Source organism: Tomitella gaofuii (assembly GCF_014126825.1).
GTDB classification, from domain to species: Bacteria; Actinomycetota; Actinomycetes; order Mycobacteriales; family Mycobacteriaceae; genus Tomitella; species Tomitella gaofuii.
In genome coordinates, this window is sequence record NZ_CP059900.1 from 1,336,939 (window position 1) to 1,353,013 (window position 16,075).

The window sequence follows — 16,075 nt, forward strand, 5'->3', positions numbered from 1 at the left end:
GCCGCCGTCGTCCGGGGCGGGCCTGACGACCGCCGGTCAGCCGGCGGTCAGCGCCAGCTCGTCGCCGTCCACCGTCACCTCGATGGTGTCGCCGCTGTGCACGCCGTCGTCCAGCAGCAGGTCGGCGACCCTGTCGTCGATCTCGCGCTGGATGGTGCGCCGCAGCGGACGTGCACCGTATTCGGGCTGGTGGCCGCGCTCGGCCAGCCAGCCGACCACTTCGTCGGAGAAGCGGATCCCGATCTCCCGCGCGGCGAGCCGCTCGCGGCTGTCCTCGAGGAGCTTGTCGGTGATCCGGTGCAGCTGCTCGGCGGCGAGCTTCTGGAACACCACCACCTCGTCGATGCGGTTGAGGAACTCTGGCCGGAACGACTCCCGCAGGCGACCCATCACCCGGTCTCGGGCCTGCTTCTCGGTGTCGTCCCCGTCCAGCGTGCCGAACCCGAGTCCGCCGGAGCGCGACGAGATGAACTCGGAGCCCAGGTTGCTCGTCATGATGAGCACGGTGTTGGTGAAGTCGACCGTGCGACCCTGGCCGTCGGTGAGGCGGCCGTCGTCGAGCACCTGCAGCAGCACGTTGAACACGTCCGGGTGCGCCTTCTCGATCTCGTCGAGGAGGACCACCGAGTACGGGTTCCGCCGCACCTTCTCGGTGAGCTGACCGGCTTCGCCGTACCCGACGTAGCCCGGGGGAGAGCCCACGAGACGGCTCGCGGTGTGCCGCTCGCCGAACTCGCTCATGTCCAGCCGGATCATCCGGTCGGCATCGCCGAACAGGCTCTGCGCGAGTGTCTTCGCCAGCTCGGTCTTGCCCACGCCCGTCGGCCCCAGGAACAGGAAGCTCCCGACGGGCCGGTTCGGATCGGACATGCCGGCCCGGCTGCGGCGCACGGCCCGCGCGATCGCGTGCACGGCGTCGTCCTGACCGATGACCCGCGCGTGCAACTCGTCTTCGAGGCGCACCAGCCGGTCGCGTTCGTGCTCGGTCATGCGGTCGGCGGGGATCCCCGTCGCGCGGGCGATGATGACCGCGATGTCCTCCGCCGTCACCGTCCGATCCGCGGCGCCGGGGTCGGACTCGGCGTCGCCCGCGTCCGCCGATTCTTCGGCCTGCGCGGCGTCGATCCGCTGCTCGAGCGAGGCGACCTTGTCACGCAGGGTCCCCGCGGTCTCGTAGTCCTCCGCGGCGACGGCATCGTCCTTCTGTGCGGTCAGACGTGCGATCTCCCGGTGCAAGGCCTCGGTGTCGACGCTCGCGAGACGTTTGCGCGCGCCCGCCTGGTCGATGAGGTCGATCGCCTTGTCCGGCAGCAGCCTGTCGGTCATGTACCGCTTGGACAGTTCGACGGCGGCGCGGATCGCCTCCTCCGTGTAGGCCACGCCGTGGTGCTTCTCGTAGGCGGGGCGCAGCCCTGCGAGGATGAGCACGGCGTCCTCGACGCTCGGTTCGGCCACCGACACCGGCTGGAACCGCCGCTCCAACGCGGGGTCCTTCTCGATGTTCTTGCGGTACTCGTCGAGCGTCGTCGCTCCGATCATGTGCAGGTCGCCGCGCGCCAACTTGGGCTTGAGGATGTTGCCGGCGTCCATGGCGCCCTCGGAACCGCCCGCGCCCACGATGGTGTGCAGCTCGTCGACGAACACGAGGGTTTCCCCCTCGGCGGCGGAGATCTCGTCGAGCAGCTTCGTCAGCCGCTCTTCGAAATCGCCCCGGTAGCGCGTGCCGGAGAGCATCCCGGCGAGGTCGAGCGCCACGACCCGGCGCCCGAGGAGGAGCTCGGGGACGTCGCCATCGGCGATGCGCTGGGCCAGGCCCTCGACGATCGCGGTCTTGCCCACGCCCGCCTCGCCGATGAGCACCGGGTTGTTCTTGGTGCGGCGCAGCAGGATCTCCACCACCTGCTCGATCTCGTCGCCGCGGCCGATGACGGGGTCGAAGCCCCCGTCGCGGGCGCGCGCGGTGAGGTCGTCACCGTACTGCGCCAGCATCGAGTCGGCTCCGTCGTCGGGATTCGCACCGGCCTGCGCCGCGCCGTGCCCCTGCGCCGCCGCGATGAGCCGATCGGGCGTGGCGCCCGCTTCACCCAGCTGCCGGCCCGCAGGAAGGTCGGGAGTCATGGCCAGGGCGAGCAGCAGGTGTTCGGGCGCGATGCGCTGTGCACCGGTGGCCCTGGCGGCCTCGAGCGATTCGCTGAGGACGCGGCTGCCCTCGAACCCCAGCGACGGGGCGTCGGGCGACGCGGAGCCGGACTGCTCCGCGCCGGGGCGGAGCTCGGTGGGACGGAACGCGGCGGGGCCCAGGCCCACCGCCTGCAGTAGTGCCGCGACACGCTCGTGCTGCGCGGCCGCGTGCAGGATGCGCAGCGAGCCGACGACCGATTCGCCGTGACGCTGTGCCTCCGCGAACGCCTGCGCGACGATCTTCTGCGTCTCCTCGTCGGCGACGGCGCTCAGCTCGATGCGGCGACGGCCGCCGGGGTTGCCGGAGAACGGGTTGCCTTGGCCGAATCCGCCCGGAATGCCGGAGCCGCCACGGCCGAACGAACCCGGCCCGTTGAACACTGCCATGTACAGCCTCCTGTATGTGAGTGCTTCTGACTCAACCAACAAGGGGGTTCGGTCGGGTATTCCGGGCTTATCGCCAAGGGTTGAGCGTGGCCCTGTGAGGTCTGTCGTAGGCGGGTCGTGTGGTGGGCATGTACTGAGGCCAAGTATCGTGTCCGACCGAGCCCCTTTAGCTCAGTTGGTAGAGCTACGGACTTTTAATCCGGGCGAACGTGGGCACTTGCAAGCCTGTGACCTGCGGCGGAAGGTTTCGCTGGGGCCGGTCGTGGGGCAAACGTGGGGCAAACGTTCCCGCTGCCTGCCCCACGCGCCCGGTTCTGTAAGGTGACACACGCCCCTCTAGCTCAGTTGGTAGAGCAACCGGCTTTTAACCGGTGGGTCGTCGGTTCGAGCCCGACGGGGGGCACAACGATGGGCCATAATGGCCCCTGATTGCGACGCTGAGCGACTATCGCGGCGCGTACGGGCGGGTGGCGTGCCATGCGAGGATCGTCGCCTCTAGCCATCCCTGATTGCGTCCCACGCGCGCATCCGGCGCGGGAAGCATCCCCTTGCGGAAGTACGACTTGACCGTGTTCTCCGACAGGTCCAACAGTGCGGCGATTTCGCCAAGGCTCAGGTAGTGGATCACGGCTCAATCATCACAGACTCGATTGGCACGTCCCATACGGCGGACGCGAGCCGGCGGACGAGTTCCTGCGTGGCGGGGCGCACGTCGGGGGCGGGGTCAAGCACACGCGCTACAGCGTTGATCTGGTCTCCCCATCCTTGCGCGATGAGGGCGGGGGATCGGTTGATACTGCCGTCTGCGTTGTACAGGAGCCCATCGCGGCATGAGGTGTAGGTGATGCCTTCCACGTGGTGTCCGGGGGCGGTGATGGTGGGCATGTTCGCGCCTTTCGGTTGTGTGTGGTGCCGGGGCGGCGGGGGCACCCGGTTGGATGCCCCCGCGCGGCTCACCAGTTGAGTTCACAAATGGCGGCAAGCGCTGCGGTCCGCACGGTGGCGCGGCGATCCCGTGCGAGGTCCGAGAGGTTGTCCGCAATCTCGTTGCGGCGCGCGAACACCCACCGGGTCTCTGTGCACTGCGAGCACAGGATGCCACGGAGGCACGGCTGACCGGGCGAGTTCTCATACTCGCAACGCAGACCCGCCACGTACGAGTACGAGTCAAACTCGCTCACGTTGAGGTTGACCCGGTGGAGGGCGGTTGCGGTGGTGGTCATGGTGACCCCTTTCGGGTTGATTGCGGGGGACTTTCCCTCGCTGATGAATCCAACAGTACACCACTACCGGTGTATGTACAAAACGGGGCGGGAATTGCACGATAGACCGGTAAGGGTGTAGTGTTCTCACTGAGCCCGGACGGTCCGGGCAGTTAGGGGTAGCCCAATGGCTACGGTCTCCATCGCCTGCCCGTTCGACGGCTGCAACGGCGTCGCGTCCCTCACCACGCGGGGCGAGTGCGTGGCGGACGGCTGGGCGCTCGCGGACTGCGGGGCGCACAACCCGGACGCGGTGGCGTCGTTCGTCCTGGACTGGCAGGAGGGCGTGCGGCTGTTGGGCGTCAACCCGTACGACCTGTGCGACACGTGCGGGTTTGAGCACGCGTGGTGCGCGGAGTCGGTGGCCAAGTTCCCGGGGCTGATCGAGTTCCGGGACTACCCGGAGTAGTGCGCGGGCCGGCGGGGCATCCTACGGGGTGCCCCGCTTTCGTTGTCTCTGCACCCGTTTTGCACATAGACCGTTAAGGGTGTACTGTTGGTTTCAGTACAGGGCAGGAACAACTACAGAGGGACGCGAACATGAACGATTGCAAGTTCGAGAACGAGTTTGGCCGTTGCTTTTTCGGCGCGGGGCACTCGATCAAGTACCACGCGGTCAAGGTTTCCGAGACGGTCACGCCTAAGAGGACGGCGAACGGGGCGCGGGTCAACGTCGTGAAGACGGATATGCGGCGGTTCGATCTGATCGGGCGCGAGATTCCGAAGGGCGAGGAAGACAGCCTTAAGTACCACTACTGAGCGAGACGAAGAGGGGCACCCTTACCGGGGTGCCCCTCTTTTCGTGTTTGTGGACTACAGTGCGGCGCTGGCGGCGTTCACAGTGTCCACAAACTGGCGCACCTTGCCCTCATCCTTGGCGCGCGCCTCTCCGGTCGTCTGCGTGCCGTCTGGGTGGGTGAAAACGACGTACAGATTCGTGGTGTTCTTTTTCGCCATGCCACCGGCGATGGTTCCGGCTTCACCGAACGCGAGAGTTCCGGCTACGAGACGGGTTGCGGTGACGCGCCCCTGTTGCGTGAGTCCCGCCTCTAGCGCTGCGGTCACGCCGGTGACCGGGAATGTGTGCTTGCCGGCGGTGACCTGTCCGCCCTCGATTTTGAGTGTCTTACTGACGGTGTAGTTGTACTGTTTGGTGGCGTTCTTGAGCGCTTTCGCTGCCTCTTTCTCTTTCGTGATCTGTTCTACGTCTGCCCAGAATCCCATGATGTGCCTTTCAGTTGAGCGCTTCACGGACCTTATCCCATTGGGATTGACCGTGGTGCGCGTACCTCATGGTGGTCGTGATGCTGCCGTGGCCAAGTATGCGGGACACCTCTTCAATCGGGATGCCCGCGCGGAGTAGCCGGCTCGCGTAGGTGTGCCTGAGGTCGTGGAGTCGGACGGCACCCACCTTGCGGCGGTGCTTGCCGGTGCCTACGTACGCGGTGCGTGCGGCTGCCTGCCAGTGCTTGCGGAGTGTGTCCGTGTTGATCGGGCTGCCGTCCGGTTTGGCGAGGATTAGCCCGGTGTGCGGTTTGCGCCCTTTGGTATAGGGGAGGTCTGGCGGGTCTCGTTGCAGGGCGTCGTGGACGAGGGGGGCAAGTGCTTTCGCGTACCGGGCGCTGATGGGTACGGGGCGCGCCTGGTGGTCTTTGGGCGGTTTGAACAGTTTCGCCACGGGGTCGTATGCCCACGTGACCGTCACCTCTAGCGCGTCTAGGTTGACGTGCTGAGCGTGGAGGGCGACGGCTTCACCGAGACGTAGCCCGGTGTGCAGCATGAGGTCTGCGGCGTGTTTGTCCTCTGCGTCTAGGGGTTTGCGGATGGCGGCGTACTCATCGTCTGCCAAGTACCGGTCTGCCTGCGGGGCCGGCTGTGGCCGCTTCACGCCCTGGCACGGGTTGGTGGTGATTGCTCGTGCGCCGACTGCGGCTTTCATGCTGGCGGATAAGAGCATGTAGCAGCGTTCGACGGTGGCGGCTGCCATGCCGGAGTCTTTCAGGCGCGTAACCCACGTTTGCACGTCGGTGCGCGTGATGCTCTTCAACTTGGTGTCTCCCCACTGTGGCGTGAGGTGGTCTCGTATGCGCGCGTTGTCGGTGCGCGCGGTGGACTCAGCGACCGACCGGGACGCTTGCCAGTGCCGTTGCCATGCTCCCCACGTGATGCCGTGGAGGTCTGCGGCGGTGGGCGTGTCTCGTTCTGCGTCCTCTGTCTTGTTGGCTGCGCGTCTGGCGTCGGTTTTGCGGTGGTAGGTGCCTGCGCTGCGGCGGCGTCCGTCTGCGTCACGGTAGACGGCACGGTACTTGCCGCTGGGGAGTTGTTCAGCCCAACCCACGGGTGCCCCTTCCTTTCTTCCCGCGCGCCCGCCTGTGGGGCTAGGCGCGCGGGGCCGGCCGGATCGTCAGATGATGTAGTCCTCTGGCGGGGGACCGTCCGTTTCGGGGTCTGCGTCGTGGAGTCTGCGCAGGAACTCGCGGGATAGTTCAACGTCGCTCACGTCGGCGACGGCTGCGCGTGCCCCTGAGTACAGGGCTTCGTCGCGTGTGATGAAGCCGGTTTCTACGAGTGCGTCCACGACTGGCAACTGGTATGCGCGGGCTATGGCGATGATGTCACCGGGGGTTACGGTGCCGTTCTTGCGCCTGCGGCGTAGTGCGCTCTGTTCGACGCCGGCTTTTGCGGCTAGGGCGCGCCCTGAGTCTCCTTGTGTCGCTTGGTCGATCCAGTCGCTTGGGGTACGGCTGTCCTCGTTCATGTGTTGCAGTTTGCCACGTTTTGTGGGCAAAAACAACACGGCTGACCTGCCACGATGCCAAATCGCATCCCGGTGGGCGAACTACACTGTTGGCATTTGCCACGGAAGTGTGGCAATCTTCTTCATGTCAGCGAGGCAGAGCGAAGGGCAAGAGCGATGGCAGTCATTCGGGTTCGTGCGGGTGTTCTGGACCGGGCACGCAAGCAGGCCGGCGTGAAGAGTGAACAGGCATTTGCCCAGTTGCTCGGGGTTTCGCGGGAAACCATCCGGCTTGTTGAGGCGGGGGAAAGGATACCATCCAACCCTTTTATTGCCGCACTGTGTGTCACCACGCGGAAGCCTCTTCACGAACTTGTGACGGTCGGACGATGACGCGGGGCGCATTCGTCACTGTGACGCAAGCGGCGCGCGACGCGGCGTGCAGCACCAAGACGATTCACCGGGCGCTGTGGTCGGGCCGGCTGCGCGGATACCAGCGGACCCCACGCGGGCCGTGGTGGATCAAGAGTGACGACCTGGCCGGATGGATGGTCGGACTACCAAACCTGAGCGCATAGCACGGATAGCCCGGAACGGTTAGCGGGGGTTCGATTCCCCTACCGGGCACTCAGCGGACGAGGTTCCGCACGGCTGCCACGAGCCGGTCAATCGTGAGCGCATGTTCTTTCATAACCGAATGAGCCGCTGGGGCTGCGAGATACGGGTTACCAGCATCATGGGCCTACACCGCTTTGGGGAGCCCGCACGTTGACTTGTCCGTGCGGGTGCACCTCGGGGCGAGGGAAGGCGCAGTGTGTCAGTGGCGCAAGGACTTTGACAACGCGACCCGCATGGGTTGCATCACTGGAAGTGACTTGTGATGAATGATTCTGGGGACACGAAGGTGTCCGTGCCGGTGCACGTGCTGACGCTCGCGGTCAAGGCACTGTCTGCGCTGGCGCTTGAAGGCTGCTACTCGGAATGCGATTGCCCGTGGTGCGCATACCGCATGGTGGTTGCGGACGATGTGATCGACGCTGAAACCGTGGAGGTCTGACGGTGGGGCGTAACCGGCTGGAACTAGCGCAATGGGCCGACCAGATTCTCGCTGACGCGGGATACCGGGAACCATGCGCACGCGGCTATGAGGTCGCGGGGCTGCCCCGTGACCTTGACGACCTTGTTTACGGGACGCCGGATGAGAAGCGGCGTACCCGTAGGCGTGTTCAGTTTGACGAGGAACTGTGACGTTCCCTGAGCCACCGAAACATCCGGGCGAGTTACTGGCGTTGCTCGTCGTGGTTGGCGTCGTGGTGGCTGTCGTGTTGTGCGGCGTTGGAGCGCTGCTGATCTTGGAAGGTGGAAAGTGACGGACTACAGCGTAGCACGTGACCGTTGGGGCCGGCCGTTCGTGACAACAGACGGCGGACCCTTGCAGTACGAGGGGCGGCGCAAGACTCCGACCAACGGCACCGCGTACCGGCGGGTGTCCACACTGGCCGGCGCTCTGGACGATAAGAGCGGGCTGATTGATTGGATGGCCGCTCAGACTGCGGTGGGCGTGGTGCGGGACCGGAGTGTGCACGCGCAACTTGCGGGCCTTGTGTCTCAGCATCGGGACCCGTGGCGGGAAGCCAAGACGCACATGCGCAAGTTGGTGGAGCGTGCCCAACTGGCGGCGTCGTCGGACGATGGCGCGGGCCTGGGTACGGCGTTCCACACGATTGCGGAACTGGTGGACCAGGGGCAGGAACCGGAGTTCGTGCCGGAAATGTTCCGCCCGTGGCTGGACCGGTACCGGGAGGCGATGGCCGATTGGGAGGTTCTGGACACTGAGGTGTTCGTGGTCGTGGACGACTTGCAGGTGGCGGGGTCGCTGGACAAACTCGTTCGCCACCGGGAGACGGGCACGGTCGCGGTTGCGGACCTGAAAACGGGGGCGTCTGATCCTCGGTTCCCGTTGAAGGTTGAGACGCAGGTGGCGTGCTATGCGCATGGCGTCCGTTACGTGCAGGAGACGGGGCACCGTTCCCCGCTGCATGAGTCGGTGGACTTGGATCACGGTCTGCTGATTCACGTTCCGGTGCGCGGGTCTAAGCCGCGCGCTGATATGTACCCGTTGGATTTGGCGCGTGGCTGGGAGGCTGCGCGGTTGGCGGCGCGGGTGACTGAGATTCGGAAGACGAAGCCGTTGGAGGCGATGGCGTGAACTTCACTCTGGGTGAACTGGTGGGAGAGATTCGGCGGCTGGCGGGCGTGGAGCCTGATCGGGTGACGCCGGAGCCGGCGAACCGGTATTCGGCGGTCGTGGGCGGTCATGCTCAGCCGCATTGCCTTGTGGGGCACGCGGTCTACAACCTGTCTGACGATCCGAACATTGTTGAGACGCTGGTGGATTGGGATTCGCGGAACGACGGTTACGGCGAGGACGCGGCTACTCTGCTGCGCGGTCGTGGCCACCGGGGTAAGGCGGCTGATTGGGTGTTCTGGGCTCAGGATGCGCAGGACGGCGGCGCGTCGTGGGCTGAGGCTGTCCGACGTGCGGATGCGGAGGCGTACGCGTGAAGGTTGCTGAACTGCTGCCGTTGGTGTCCAAAGAGATCGGGGCGGTACGCAAAGACGGTTACAACAGTGGCCAAAAGTTCAACTTCCGTGGCATTGATGCGGTGGTGAATGCGTGTCATTCGGCGCTCGCGGCGCATGGTGTGGCGGTGACGCCGGAAGTGCGGTCTGTGGAGTATGTGCCCATCGTGTTCGGGAAGAACAAGACTGCGGCAACGTCGGTGCGCGTGATGGTGGCGTACACGTTTCACGGGCCGGAGGACGCGCTTACGGTCATGGTCGCGGCTGAGGGTAACGATATGGCGGATAAGGGCACGGCTAAGGCTATGTCTGTCGCGTTGCGTACGGCGCTGTTGCAGACGTTGATGTTGCCGACTGATGAGCCGGACCCTGACGAGGATTACGACGTGCAAGAGCCTGAGCATGTGGGGTTGATTGCGGATGCGGTGGCCTTGTTGAAGGCGAAGGGGATTGGCCCGGATGAGGCGGCGGACGAGTTCGCGGCTATCGGCGGTGAGGGCAAGATTTCTGAGTGCGCTGATGTGGTTCTGTTGCGGGACTTTATCGAGACGATTAAGGGGGCGTGATGAGTGACACCAACCTGTGCAACCTGATTGAAGATGAGGTAGAGGACGGGATCACCAACGACGATGACTCGGGCTTTATTGCCGCTGAGGTTCTGGCCTCTATACGGCGTGCAGGCTACGCGGTGGTGAAACTGCCCGAACCAAAATACGACGACATGGGCCGCACCATCTTCCCGGTGGACGGTACGCCTTTCCGTGACGGCGAGGTGGTCGTGTCCGAGCGACGCGGCGCGCAAAGCGTCGGGTCCCTGGGCGTGCCGAATCCGATTGACCGGCCGGAGGTTGTGGCGGGGTATGCGGCGGCGCTGATGGCGGCGTACGTCGGGCGGAAGGCGGGCGCGTGATGGCATCCGCATACTTCCTCGCCTGTATGCCCATCGGGGCACTCATTCACTGGTGGCTGCTGGACCTGTTCAACCCGACACGAATGCGGGACCTCCTTGCAGTGACCGTACTCGCGTTCATCCTTGCGCTCGTGTGGCCGCTGACGCTGATGGGCGTCGCGGTCGCATGGGCTGGACGCGAGTTCAAGGAACACAACGAAAGGGCATACGCGTGACCGTGGCAGTAGAACCACACGACAGCATTGACTACATCACTGTGCGACTCATGGAAGTTGAGTCCGCCATTCAGAGGGCACCGGACGAACTGCGGCGTGTCCGTGACGGGCTCGCGGTGGCCGAGGAACGGCTTGCGTCTGAGCGTGCTCATGCACTGTTGGACGTGGTGGAGGATTCGGCCGGCGGGAAGTTGACTGTGGCTGAGCGTGACGCGCGGGTGCATTTGCGTGTGCGTGAGGCGCGGGAGGCTTTCGCGGTGGCTCAGTCTGCGTATGAGTATGCGCGTGATCTGACGCGGGCGTTGGATCGGGAGAAGGATTCGTTGCAGACGCGTAGTGCGAATCTGCGGGCTGAGATGAGCCTTGCCGGGAAGAGTGGCGCGTAGGACAGGACCCACTACTGCGGTCGTGGACCTGGTGCAGTCACGGTCTGGCGGGCGCTGCGAGCGCTGCGGCATGGCTGAGGCGTGCCAGGTCCACCACCGGAAACCAAGACGCATGGGCGGCACGAGGGACCCGCGAATAAACGCACCCTCCAATCTGCTGCACCTGTGCTACTACTGCCATTCTGACGTTGAATCAAAACGTGCCCTTGCAATAGACCAGGGGCACGTTCTTTCGTCATGGCATATTCCGGTGGAAACGGAATGCCAATATCGCGGTAGGTGGGTTCGATTAACTGATGATGGGAACGTGGAAAGGTGCCGTGGTTCAGAATTGACGACGGGTTCGCCGGTAGCCGTCAAGTATTGAGTATCCCTAAGCGTCAGCGTGCGGCTGCGGTCGGGTTTTGGACGCTGGCCGGCTCGTGGTGTGCGCGGGAACTGACGGACGGCGTGGTGCCGGACTACATGGTGTCCGAGTTGTCGGGGACGGCGAAGTTGGCGGACGCTTTGGTGGCTGCGGGGCTGTGGGAACGGTGCCCTGGGGGGTTCGTTTTCGCGCAGTGGAGCAAGTACAACCCGACTGCCGAGCAAGTCCGGTCCGACCGTCAAGCAAGTGCAGTCCGTCAGCGGCGTCGGCGGAGGCGCGCGGATGGAACATACGACGGTGCGGCGGCTGATGAGACCAAACCTACCGTGACCAGCGGTGCTGCCGAACTGTCACGGCGTGACACTTCCGTGAGTCACGGCGGTAGTCACGGCGTGAGTCACGGGGGGAGTGCGTCCACCCCGACCCGACCCGACCCGACCAATAAAGAAAGAGATAGGGGCGGCAACGGCGCTGAGGCACGAGCAACCACGATCCCGGACGACTGGACGCCGACACCGGAAGTGGCCTCACGGATGGCATCCGAGCATCCGGGGATCAATCAGGAAATGGAGTTGGCGAAGTTCCGAGACTATTGGGCTGGCGTTGGCGGCTCTCGTGGCAGAAAGAAGAATTGGGATGCGACGTTCCGTAATTGGATTCGGAATGCGGCGCAGTATCAGGCGGAGCGGAAGCCTGCGGGAAGGCGGGTGATTGCTGGCGGAAGATGGGAAGAGTGATCGTGTGTCCGAGCATTTGGCGTTTGATGAGTACGCGGAACGGGCAATCCTGGGGTTGACGTTGATGCACCCGGACGAGTGCGGGGATGCGCTGCGGTCGTTGGAGCCATCGGATTTTTTCTCGCCTAAGCGCGGGGACTTGGCTGCGGTGGTTCAGGGGATGCTCAGGTCTGGGCAGACGGTGGACCCGGTGACGGTGGCGGGGCAGTGCCAGACGCAGGGGGTCGATTGGGACCCTGTGAAGATTTTCGATCTGGCGCATGAGTCGTTCCGCCCTGAATCGGCCGTAGACGTGTCAAACCGGGTCCGGGAGATGAGCGGTAGGCGGAAACTGGTTTCAGGCTGTCAGCGTGCGATTCAGAGGGTAGAAACGGCGTCTCTAGTTGACGGTGGGGCCGATGTTCGCGCTGCGGTGACCGAACTACGCGAGTTTTGCGACACGGCGGAAGCCACGGCAACCGAAACTCAACACACCTTGCCCACGGCTATGGACGACTTCCTGGCGCAAGAGGACACGCGGAATTGGCTCGTGCCCGGACTGCTGGAACGGATGGACCGGACCATCGTCACGGGCGCTGAGGGCGGCGGCAAGTCGGTCCTGTGCTCACAGATGGCCGCGTGCCTGGCCGCTGGCGTTCACCCGTTCAGCGGCGGCGTCATGGGCGACGGCAAGCAGGGCGTCCGCGTGCTCGTGATCGACTGCGAAAACTCGCCGGCCCAATCGCGGAGGCGCTACCGGTGGGTTATCAACCGGGTAAACGAGGTTCGCCAGCGGGACGAGTTCGCTCGTGTCAATTGGGGCGAGCAAATGGCTATTGATATGCGTCCGCAAGGTATCGACCTGTCTAATGCGCGTGATCTTGCGTGGGTTGAACACGCTATCCAAGCATGTGCACCGGATTTGTTGGTGTTCGGTCCGTTGTACAAAATGCACCGTGGCGAAATCAACGATGAGAAAGCGGCACGCGAGTTGTCGTGGATTCTTGACGGGTTGCGGGAGCGGTACGGGTTCGCGCTGTTGACGGAGGCGCACGCGGGTAACGGCACGTCGGTGACTGGTGAGCGTTTGATGCGTCCTATTGGTTCGTCTCTTTGGCGTCGCTGGCCTGAGTTCGGGTTTGGTTTGCGGCGTGCTGAGAATGATCCGGGCGAGGGGCGCGCAAAAGTGGTGGACGTGGTGCCGTGGCGTGGTGCCCGTGAGGAACGGGCGTGGCCGGAACAACTGAATTACGGGACGACGTTGCCGTGGATTCCTGACGGTGACTATTGGGAAATGCTGCGAGAGTTTGAGAGGAACGAAAATGGCGAATGAGCCGATTGTGACCATTGCAGGCAACCTCACTGCGGACCCTGAACTGAGGTTCGTCGGGGGCAACGGGGATACGGCGGTGTGCAACTTCAACATTGCCAACACGCCGCGCGTCAAGGATGGCGACGAGTGGGTGGACGGTGACACGACGTTCCTGCGGGTCACGGCGTGGCACGGGCTTGCCGAGCACGTGGCGGACTCCCTGAACAAGGGTGACCGGGTGATCGTGACGGGCGGGCTGGCCACTCAGTATTGGGAGGACAAGGAGGGCAACGAGCGTACGTCTCTGACGCTGCGGGCTGACGACGTGGGGCCGTCCCTCATGTGGGCTACGGCGTCCGTGGAGAAGGCGAGCAAGTCCGGTGGCGGCGGTGGCCGTGGGAAGGCGGGCGGTGGGCGTTCCGGTGGGCGTTCGCGGTCTGGCGGTGGCCGGCGGGCGGAAAACGATCCGTGGGGTTCGGCACCGGATCACGGCGGTTACTGATGGCTGATGTTCTCGCGGAGGCTGCGGGAGTTGTTGGCGGCGGGCGTGCTGAGGATTATGGCGCGCCCGCCGAAAACTCTCTAACCGTGGTCGCGGATATGTGGATGGTTTATCTGTCCCGAAAGTTTGGCGCGTCGGTTCTTGTGGAGGCGCGTGATGTAGCGAACATGATGGTTCTGCTGAAAGTTGCGCGTGATGCGCACAAGCCGAAACACGACAACCTCGTTGATATTGCGGGCTATGTGGCGCTCGCTGGCGAAATGGAGACTGGCAATTGATTGACCTGGACACGCTGGACCGGGAAGTTCCGCTTTACAAGTTGGCGGAAGAGAAAGCGACACTGCGGGCGGTGAATGAACGTTTGGCGCGGGAACGAAACGACTACAAGGCTGAGGTTGAGAGTCTGCGCATGATTGCCGAACGCACGCGTGGCCGGCATCGTGTCGCTATTGGGCGGGCGGATAGGTACGCGGAAGAGCTGGACGCGGCGCGGGCCGAGGTTGAGCGCCTGGCGTCTGAGCGTGACCAGTGCATCGCAGCATGTGGGGACAAGGATAAGCGCATTGCCAGCCTGGACCGTGCCGTCAAGTTCGACCGTGGCCGTGCGGAGAAACTGGCCGAGGAACTGGCCGTGGAAAAGTTGAAGGCGCACCTGTGGCGGGAAGAGTCACGGCGCAAGGATCGGGAGAACTTCACTCCCACCGTTCGTTTCATCGAACCGGGCGACCCTGAGCCATCCGCTGGCCTGCTGATGGACCCTGCGGACGGGTACCTGTTCGAGTGGGTGCCGGACGGGTGGCGGCTGCGGGGGGGCCGTAACGGCGAACTGCGACCCGTGGTGCTTCACACTTTTGACGACCTGATCGAGGGTGCCGGGCACGATTACCTCGTGCAGATTGGGGGCAACTAATGCAGATTCGCGTGGACGTTAAGGGGCTCATCGCCACTCTGAAAAACACTGTCCTGTTCGCGGGGGATGATGACACGCTGCCCATGTTGCAGTGTGCCCGCGTGGAAATCATCGGTGACCACCTGTACGCGATGGCCACGGACCGGTTCCGCATCGGCGTCAACCGGGTGCAGTTCAAGTCCGCTACGAACGTTAGTTCCGGGTGGGCGATTCTCGTGCACCGGGACGACATTGGGGCACTGGAAGCCGCGTACAAGGGCGTGAAGCGCGGGACGCTGGCGACTCTGGAAGTGAACGACACGGGGATGCGCGTCGGGGTTGACGGGCACGCGGTAGAAATGAACATCGTCGCGCGGGACTACCAGTTCCCAAAGGTTGCGCAACTGTTGCAGGTGTCGGGCGCGCACACTGTTCCCACGGCTTCAACGATCTTGAACAGTGAGTATCTGGCCGATTTCAAGAAGGCGCGGCGCAGTACCGGGGACATGGTAGAGGTGACGTTCCCGGACGAGACGAACAAGCCGGTTCGTATCACGATCCGGGACTACTTCGTGGGTCTCATCATGCCCGTGCGACTGTCCAACCAGGGCGAGGAAATGTTGGAAGCACTGGGGGTGACGGCATGACAACGCATGATCTGGCAACGCTGATTGCCGAAAAGTTAGAGGGCGCGGCGACCGTGGACGCGTTCGACGTTGCCCACGTGAACGCCATCGAACGTGAACACACCGTGGCGGTAATCGTGTCCGGTGGTGACGGGCAAGACCGAAAGTTCATCGTGGAGGTGTCCGACTATGCCAAGCGGTAAAGGGCGGTTCCTGTTCTCAGGGCAGGCGGCGTGCTGGGCGCGGAGAGTGTCCAACGCGGACCTTGTGGACGCGGAGAACACGGCGCGTACGGACCTTGCCGGGGCACAGAGTGATGGGCCGGCAAGGGCTAACGCGATGATGCGAGCACGAATCTATGCGGCGGAACTGGTGAGGCGAGGATGAAGCGATTCATGGTAAGCGCGGCGGCGGCGGTGGTTGCCGCTGTTGCCCTGTCAGGGTGTTCGGCAATGAACACCACTCAGCACGAGGATTGTGTGGTGCTGAGTAAGGAACGTCTGTTACAGGACGGCACGAGCGGAGAGAAGCGGGTGAACACGTCGTGCGGCACGTTCGAGGTTGGGGACTCGATTGTGGGCGGGTTCAACTCTTACGACACATGGACGCAACTTGCGGAGGGACAGACGTGGGATTTCGTAACGGGCGGGTTCCGGATCGGGATTCTGTCCACCTTCCCGGTAGTGACTGGCGCAGAAAGGGTGTCCTAATGCGGGAATCGGCGAACGCGGCGGCAACGGGGCCTAGGTGCGCGGAGATACGCGTAGAAGTTGTTATCCCCGGACGAGAGGGGCAAGCGTACGGTTATTCGCAACTCGTGGATATGGATACGGTGGCACCTTTTGCGACTCTCCTGGGCTCGGCTGGGCGTCGGATGATTGACACCATTGCCGAACGAGTGCGGAAGGAAGGCATTGGCTAACGCCATGAAAAGCAAGGGTGACCGCTACGAGCGGCACCTACGCGAAGGATTCAGAGCCGCAGGATTCCCCAACGCCGAAC

General features: G+C 64.0%; 26 protein-coding genes and 1 tRNA gene. 20 read left to right on the forward strand and 7 right to left on the reverse strand.

Features of this window, described 5'->3' with window-relative positions; translation table 11 throughout:
• Positions 1-36: 36 nt before the first annotated feature.
• Complete coding sequence (locus H4F70_RS06085) at positions 37-2,568, reverse strand: ATP-dependent Clp protease ATP-binding subunit (RefSeq protein ID WP_182359394.1); 2,532 nt, start codon at positions 2,566-2,568, stop codon at positions 37-39.
• 330 nt (positions 2,569-2,898) lie between these two features.
• Between H4F70_RS06085 and H4F70_RS06090 the strand changes: the two genes are divergently transcribed.
• A tRNA-Lys gene (locus H4F70_RS06090) sits at positions 2,899-2,971 on the forward strand.
• A gap of 42 nt (positions 2,972-3,013) precedes the next feature.
• Here the strand turns inward: H4F70_RS06090 and H4F70_RS06095 are convergent.
• The 3 genes from H4F70_RS06095 to H4F70_RS06105 all read right to left on the reverse strand — a co-directional run bounded on the left by H4F70_RS06095 (position 3,014) and on the right by H4F70_RS06105 (position 3,791).
• Complete coding sequence (locus H4F70_RS06095; RefSeq protein WP_182359395.1) at positions 3,014-3,196, reverse strand: helix-turn-helix transcriptional regulator; 183 nt, start codon at positions 3,194-3,196, stop codon at positions 3,014-3,016.
• Positions 3,193-3,453 (reverse strand): hypothetical protein, encoded by a 261-nt coding sequence (locus H4F70_RS06100; protein ID WP_182359397.1) that lies wholly within the window; start codon positions 3,451-3,453, stop codon positions 3,193-3,195. The genes H4F70_RS06095 and H4F70_RS06100 overlap by 4 nt, the downstream gene beginning before the upstream one ends.
• A gap of 68 nt (positions 3,454-3,521) precedes the next feature.
• Positions 3,522-3,791, reverse strand: a complete 270-nt coding sequence (locus tag H4F70_RS06105; RefSeq protein ID WP_182359399.1) for a hypothetical protein — start codon at positions 3,789-3,791, stop codon at positions 3,522-3,524.
• Positions 3,792-3,957: 166 nt separating this feature from the next.
• On the opposite strand from H4F70_RS06105, the gene H4F70_RS06110 reads away from it, so the two are divergent.
• Both H4F70_RS06110 and H4F70_RS06115 read left to right on the forward strand, forming a co-directional pair.
• Positions 3,958-4,239 carry a hypothetical protein gene (locus H4F70_RS06110; RefSeq protein WP_182359401.1) on the forward strand — a complete coding sequence of 94 codons (282 nt, stop codon included), beginning with the start codon at positions 3,958-3,960 and terminating at the stop codon, positions 4,237-4,239.
• A gap of 131 nt (positions 4,240-4,370) precedes the next feature.
• The gene (locus H4F70_RS06115) at positions 4,371-4,589 is read left to right on the forward strand and encodes a hypothetical protein (protein WP_182359403.1); all 219 of its coding nucleotides are present in this window, start codon (positions 4,371-4,373) and stop codon (positions 4,587-4,589) included.
• Positions 4,590-4,643: 54 nt separating this feature from the next.
• Here H4F70_RS06115 and H4F70_RS06120 read toward each other — a convergent pair whose 3' ends face one another.
• From H4F70_RS06120 to H4F70_RS06130, 3 genes are all read right to left on the reverse strand, one after another.
• Positions 4,644-5,081 (reverse strand): hypothetical protein, encoded by a 438-nt coding sequence (locus H4F70_RS06120; RefSeq protein WP_182359405.1) that lies wholly within the window; start codon positions 5,079-5,081, stop codon positions 4,644-4,646.
• On the reverse strand, positions 5,065-6,168 hold the full coding sequence (locus tag H4F70_RS06125; protein WP_182359406.1) for a tyrosine-type recombinase/integrase: 1,104 nt from the start codon (positions 6,166-6,168) through the stop codon (positions 5,065-5,067). Before H4F70_RS06125 ends, H4F70_RS06120 begins: the two co-directional genes overlap by 17 nt.
• Positions 6,169-6,234: 66 nt before the next feature.
• Positions 6,235-6,588, reverse strand: a complete 354-nt coding sequence (locus tag H4F70_RS06130; RefSeq protein ID WP_182359408.1) for a hypothetical protein — start codon at positions 6,586-6,588, stop codon at positions 6,235-6,237.
• A gap of 156 nt (positions 6,589-6,744) precedes the next feature.
• Here H4F70_RS06130 and H4F70_RS21095 point away from each other — a divergent pair, with 156 nt between their 5' ends.
• The 17 genes from H4F70_RS21095 (at position 6,745) to H4F70_RS06215 (ending at position 15,276) form a co-directional block, all read left to right on the forward strand.
• Entirely contained in the window at positions 6,745-6,960 is a 216-nt protein-coding gene (locus tag H4F70_RS21095; RefSeq protein WP_182359410.1) for a helix-turn-helix transcriptional regulator, read from the forward strand.
• Positions 6,957-7,145, forward strand: a complete 189-nt coding sequence (locus tag H4F70_RS06140; RefSeq protein ID WP_182359412.1) for a hypothetical protein — start codon at positions 6,957-6,959, stop codon at positions 7,143-7,145. Before H4F70_RS21095 ends, H4F70_RS06140 begins: the two co-directional genes overlap by 4 nt.
• A 302-nt stretch (positions 7,146-7,447) precedes the next feature.
• Complete coding sequence (locus tag H4F70_RS06145; protein WP_182359414.1) at positions 7,448-7,624, forward strand: hypothetical protein; 177 nt, start codon at positions 7,448-7,450, stop codon at positions 7,622-7,624.
• Between the two features lie 309 nt (positions 7,625-7,933).
• On the forward strand, positions 7,934-8,776 hold the full coding sequence (locus H4F70_RS06150) for a PD-(D/E)XK nuclease family protein (RefSeq protein ID WP_182359416.1): 843 nt from the start codon (positions 7,934-7,936) through the stop codon (positions 8,774-8,776).
• Entirely contained in the window at positions 8,773-9,132 is a 360-nt protein-coding gene (locus tag H4F70_RS06155) for a hypothetical protein (protein WP_182359418.1), read from the forward strand. Before H4F70_RS06150 ends, H4F70_RS06155 begins: the two co-directional genes overlap by 4 nt.
• Complete coding sequence (locus H4F70_RS06160; protein ID WP_182359419.1) at positions 9,129-9,716, forward strand: ERF family protein; 588 nt, start codon at positions 9,129-9,131, stop codon at positions 9,714-9,716. Before H4F70_RS06155 ends, H4F70_RS06160 begins: the two co-directional genes overlap by 4 nt.
• On the forward strand, positions 9,716-10,060 hold the full coding sequence (locus H4F70_RS06165) for a hypothetical protein (protein WP_182359421.1): 345 nt from the start codon (positions 9,716-9,718) through the stop codon (positions 10,058-10,060). Before H4F70_RS06160 ends, H4F70_RS06165 begins: the two co-directional genes overlap by 1 nt.
• Positions 10,057-10,275: a hypothetical protein gene (locus H4F70_RS06170; RefSeq protein ID WP_182359423.1), complete on the forward strand. Its 219-nt coding sequence runs from the start codon at positions 10,057-10,059 to the stop codon at positions 10,273-10,275. The genes H4F70_RS06165 and H4F70_RS06170 overlap by 4 nt, the downstream gene beginning before the upstream one ends.
• Positions 10,272-10,661 (forward strand): hypothetical protein, encoded by a 390-nt coding sequence (locus tag H4F70_RS06175; protein ID WP_182359425.1) that lies wholly within the window; start codon positions 10,272-10,274, stop codon positions 10,659-10,661. Before H4F70_RS06170 ends, H4F70_RS06175 begins: the two co-directional genes overlap by 4 nt.
• Positions 10,662-10,692: 31 nt before the next feature.
• Positions 10,693-11,028, forward strand: coding sequence for an HNH endonuclease (locus H4F70_RS21100; RefSeq protein WP_372497550.1), 336 nt, complete (start codon positions 10,693-10,695; stop codon positions 11,026-11,028).
• Between the two features lie 98 nt (positions 11,029-11,126).
• Positions 11,127-11,765, forward strand: a complete 639-nt coding sequence (locus tag H4F70_RS21105; protein ID WP_182360219.1) for a DnaT-like ssDNA-binding domain-containing protein — start codon at positions 11,127-11,129, stop codon at positions 11,763-11,765.
• A 4-nt stretch (positions 11,766-11,769) separates the two neighbouring features.
• The gene (locus H4F70_RS06190; RefSeq protein WP_182359429.1) at positions 11,770-13,077 is read left to right on the forward strand and encodes an AAA family ATPase; all 1,308 of its coding nucleotides are present in this window, start codon (positions 11,770-11,772) and stop codon (positions 13,075-13,077) included.
• Positions 13,067-13,558, forward strand: a complete 492-nt coding sequence (gene ssb / locus H4F70_RS06195; RefSeq protein ID WP_182359431.1) for a single-stranded DNA-binding protein — start codon at positions 13,067-13,069, stop codon at positions 13,556-13,558. Before H4F70_RS06190 ends, ssb begins: the two co-directional genes overlap by 11 nt.
• Positions 13,558-13,836, forward strand: coding sequence for a DUF6378 domain-containing protein (locus H4F70_RS06200; protein ID WP_182359433.1), 279 nt, complete (start codon positions 13,558-13,560; stop codon positions 13,834-13,836). Before ssb ends, H4F70_RS06200 begins: the two co-directional genes overlap by 1 nt.
• The gene (locus tag H4F70_RS06205) at positions 13,833-14,468 is read left to right on the forward strand and encodes a hypothetical protein (protein ID WP_182359435.1); all 636 of its coding nucleotides are present in this window, start codon (positions 13,833-13,835) and stop codon (positions 14,466-14,468) included. The genes H4F70_RS06200 and H4F70_RS06205 overlap by 4 nt, the downstream gene beginning before the upstream one ends.
• Positions 14,468-15,094 (forward strand): DNA polymerase III subunit beta family protein, encoded by a 627-nt coding sequence (locus H4F70_RS06210; protein WP_182359437.1) that lies wholly within the window; start codon positions 14,468-14,470, stop codon positions 15,092-15,094. The genes H4F70_RS06205 and H4F70_RS06210 overlap by 1 nt, the downstream gene beginning before the upstream one ends.
• Complete coding sequence (locus tag H4F70_RS06215; protein WP_182359439.1) at positions 15,091-15,276, forward strand: hypothetical protein; 186 nt, start codon at positions 15,091-15,093, stop codon at positions 15,274-15,276. Before H4F70_RS06210 ends, H4F70_RS06215 begins: the two co-directional genes overlap by 4 nt.
• Positions 15,277-16,075: the final 799 nt, after the last annotated feature.

Bases quoted from the DNA above. Each gene is read 5' to 3' on its own strand.
- H4F70_RS06140 (WP_182359412.1), top strand. From the start codon at position 6,957: ATGACGCGGGGCGCATTCGTCACTGTGACGCAAGCGGCGCGCGACGCG.
- H4F70_RS06215 (WP_182359439.1), top strand. From the start codon at position 15,091: ATGACAACGCATGATCTGGCAACGCTGATTGCCGAAAAGTTAGAGGGC.
- H4F70_RS21095 (WP_182359410.1), top strand. From the start codon at position 6,745: ATGGCAGTCATTCGGGTTCGTGCGGGTGTTCTGGACCGGGCACGCAAG.
- H4F70_RS06210 (WP_182359437.1), top strand. From the start codon at position 14,468: ATGCAGATTCGCGTGGACGTTAAGGGGCTCATCGCCACTCTGAAAAAC.
- H4F70_RS06165 (WP_182359421.1), top strand. From the start codon at position 9,716: ATGAGTGACACCAACCTGTGCAACCTGATTGAAGATGAGGTAGAGGAC.
- H4F70_RS21105 (WP_182360219.1), top strand. From the start codon at position 11,127: ATGGTGTCCGAGTTGTCGGGGACGGCGAAGTTGGCGGACGCTTTGGTG.
- H4F70_RS06130 (WP_182359408.1), bottom strand. From the start codon at position 6,588: ATGAACGAGGACAGCCGTACCCCAAGCGACTGGATCGACCAAGCGACA.
- H4F70_RS06110 (WP_182359401.1), top strand. From the start codon at position 3,958: ATGGCTACGGTCTCCATCGCCTGCCCGTTCGACGGCTGCAACGGCGTC.
- ssb (WP_182359431.1), top strand. From the start codon at position 13,067: ATGGCGAATGAGCCGATTGTGACCATTGCAGGCAACCTCACTGCGGAC.
- H4F70_RS06100 (WP_182359397.1), bottom strand. From the start codon at position 3,453: ATGCCCACCATCACCGCCCCCGGACACCACGTGGAAGGCATCACCTAC.
- H4F70_RS06200 (WP_182359433.1), top strand. From the start codon at position 13,558: ATGGCTGATGTTCTCGCGGAGGCTGCGGGAGTTGTTGGCGGCGGGCGT.
- H4F70_RS06145 (WP_182359414.1), top strand. From the start codon at position 7,448: ATGAATGATTCTGGGGACACGAAGGTGTCCGTGCCGGTGCACGTGCTG.
- H4F70_RS06105 (WP_182359399.1), bottom strand. From the start codon at position 3,791: ATGACCACCACCGCAACCGCCCTCCACCGGGTCAACCTCAACGTGAGC.
- H4F70_RS06115 (WP_182359403.1), top strand. From the start codon at position 4,371: ATGAACGATTGCAAGTTCGAGAACGAGTTTGGCCGTTGCTTTTTCGGC.
- H4F70_RS06085 (WP_182359394.1), bottom strand. From the start codon at position 2,568: ATGGCAGTGTTCAACGGGCCGGGTTCGTTCGGCCGTGGCGGCTCCGGC.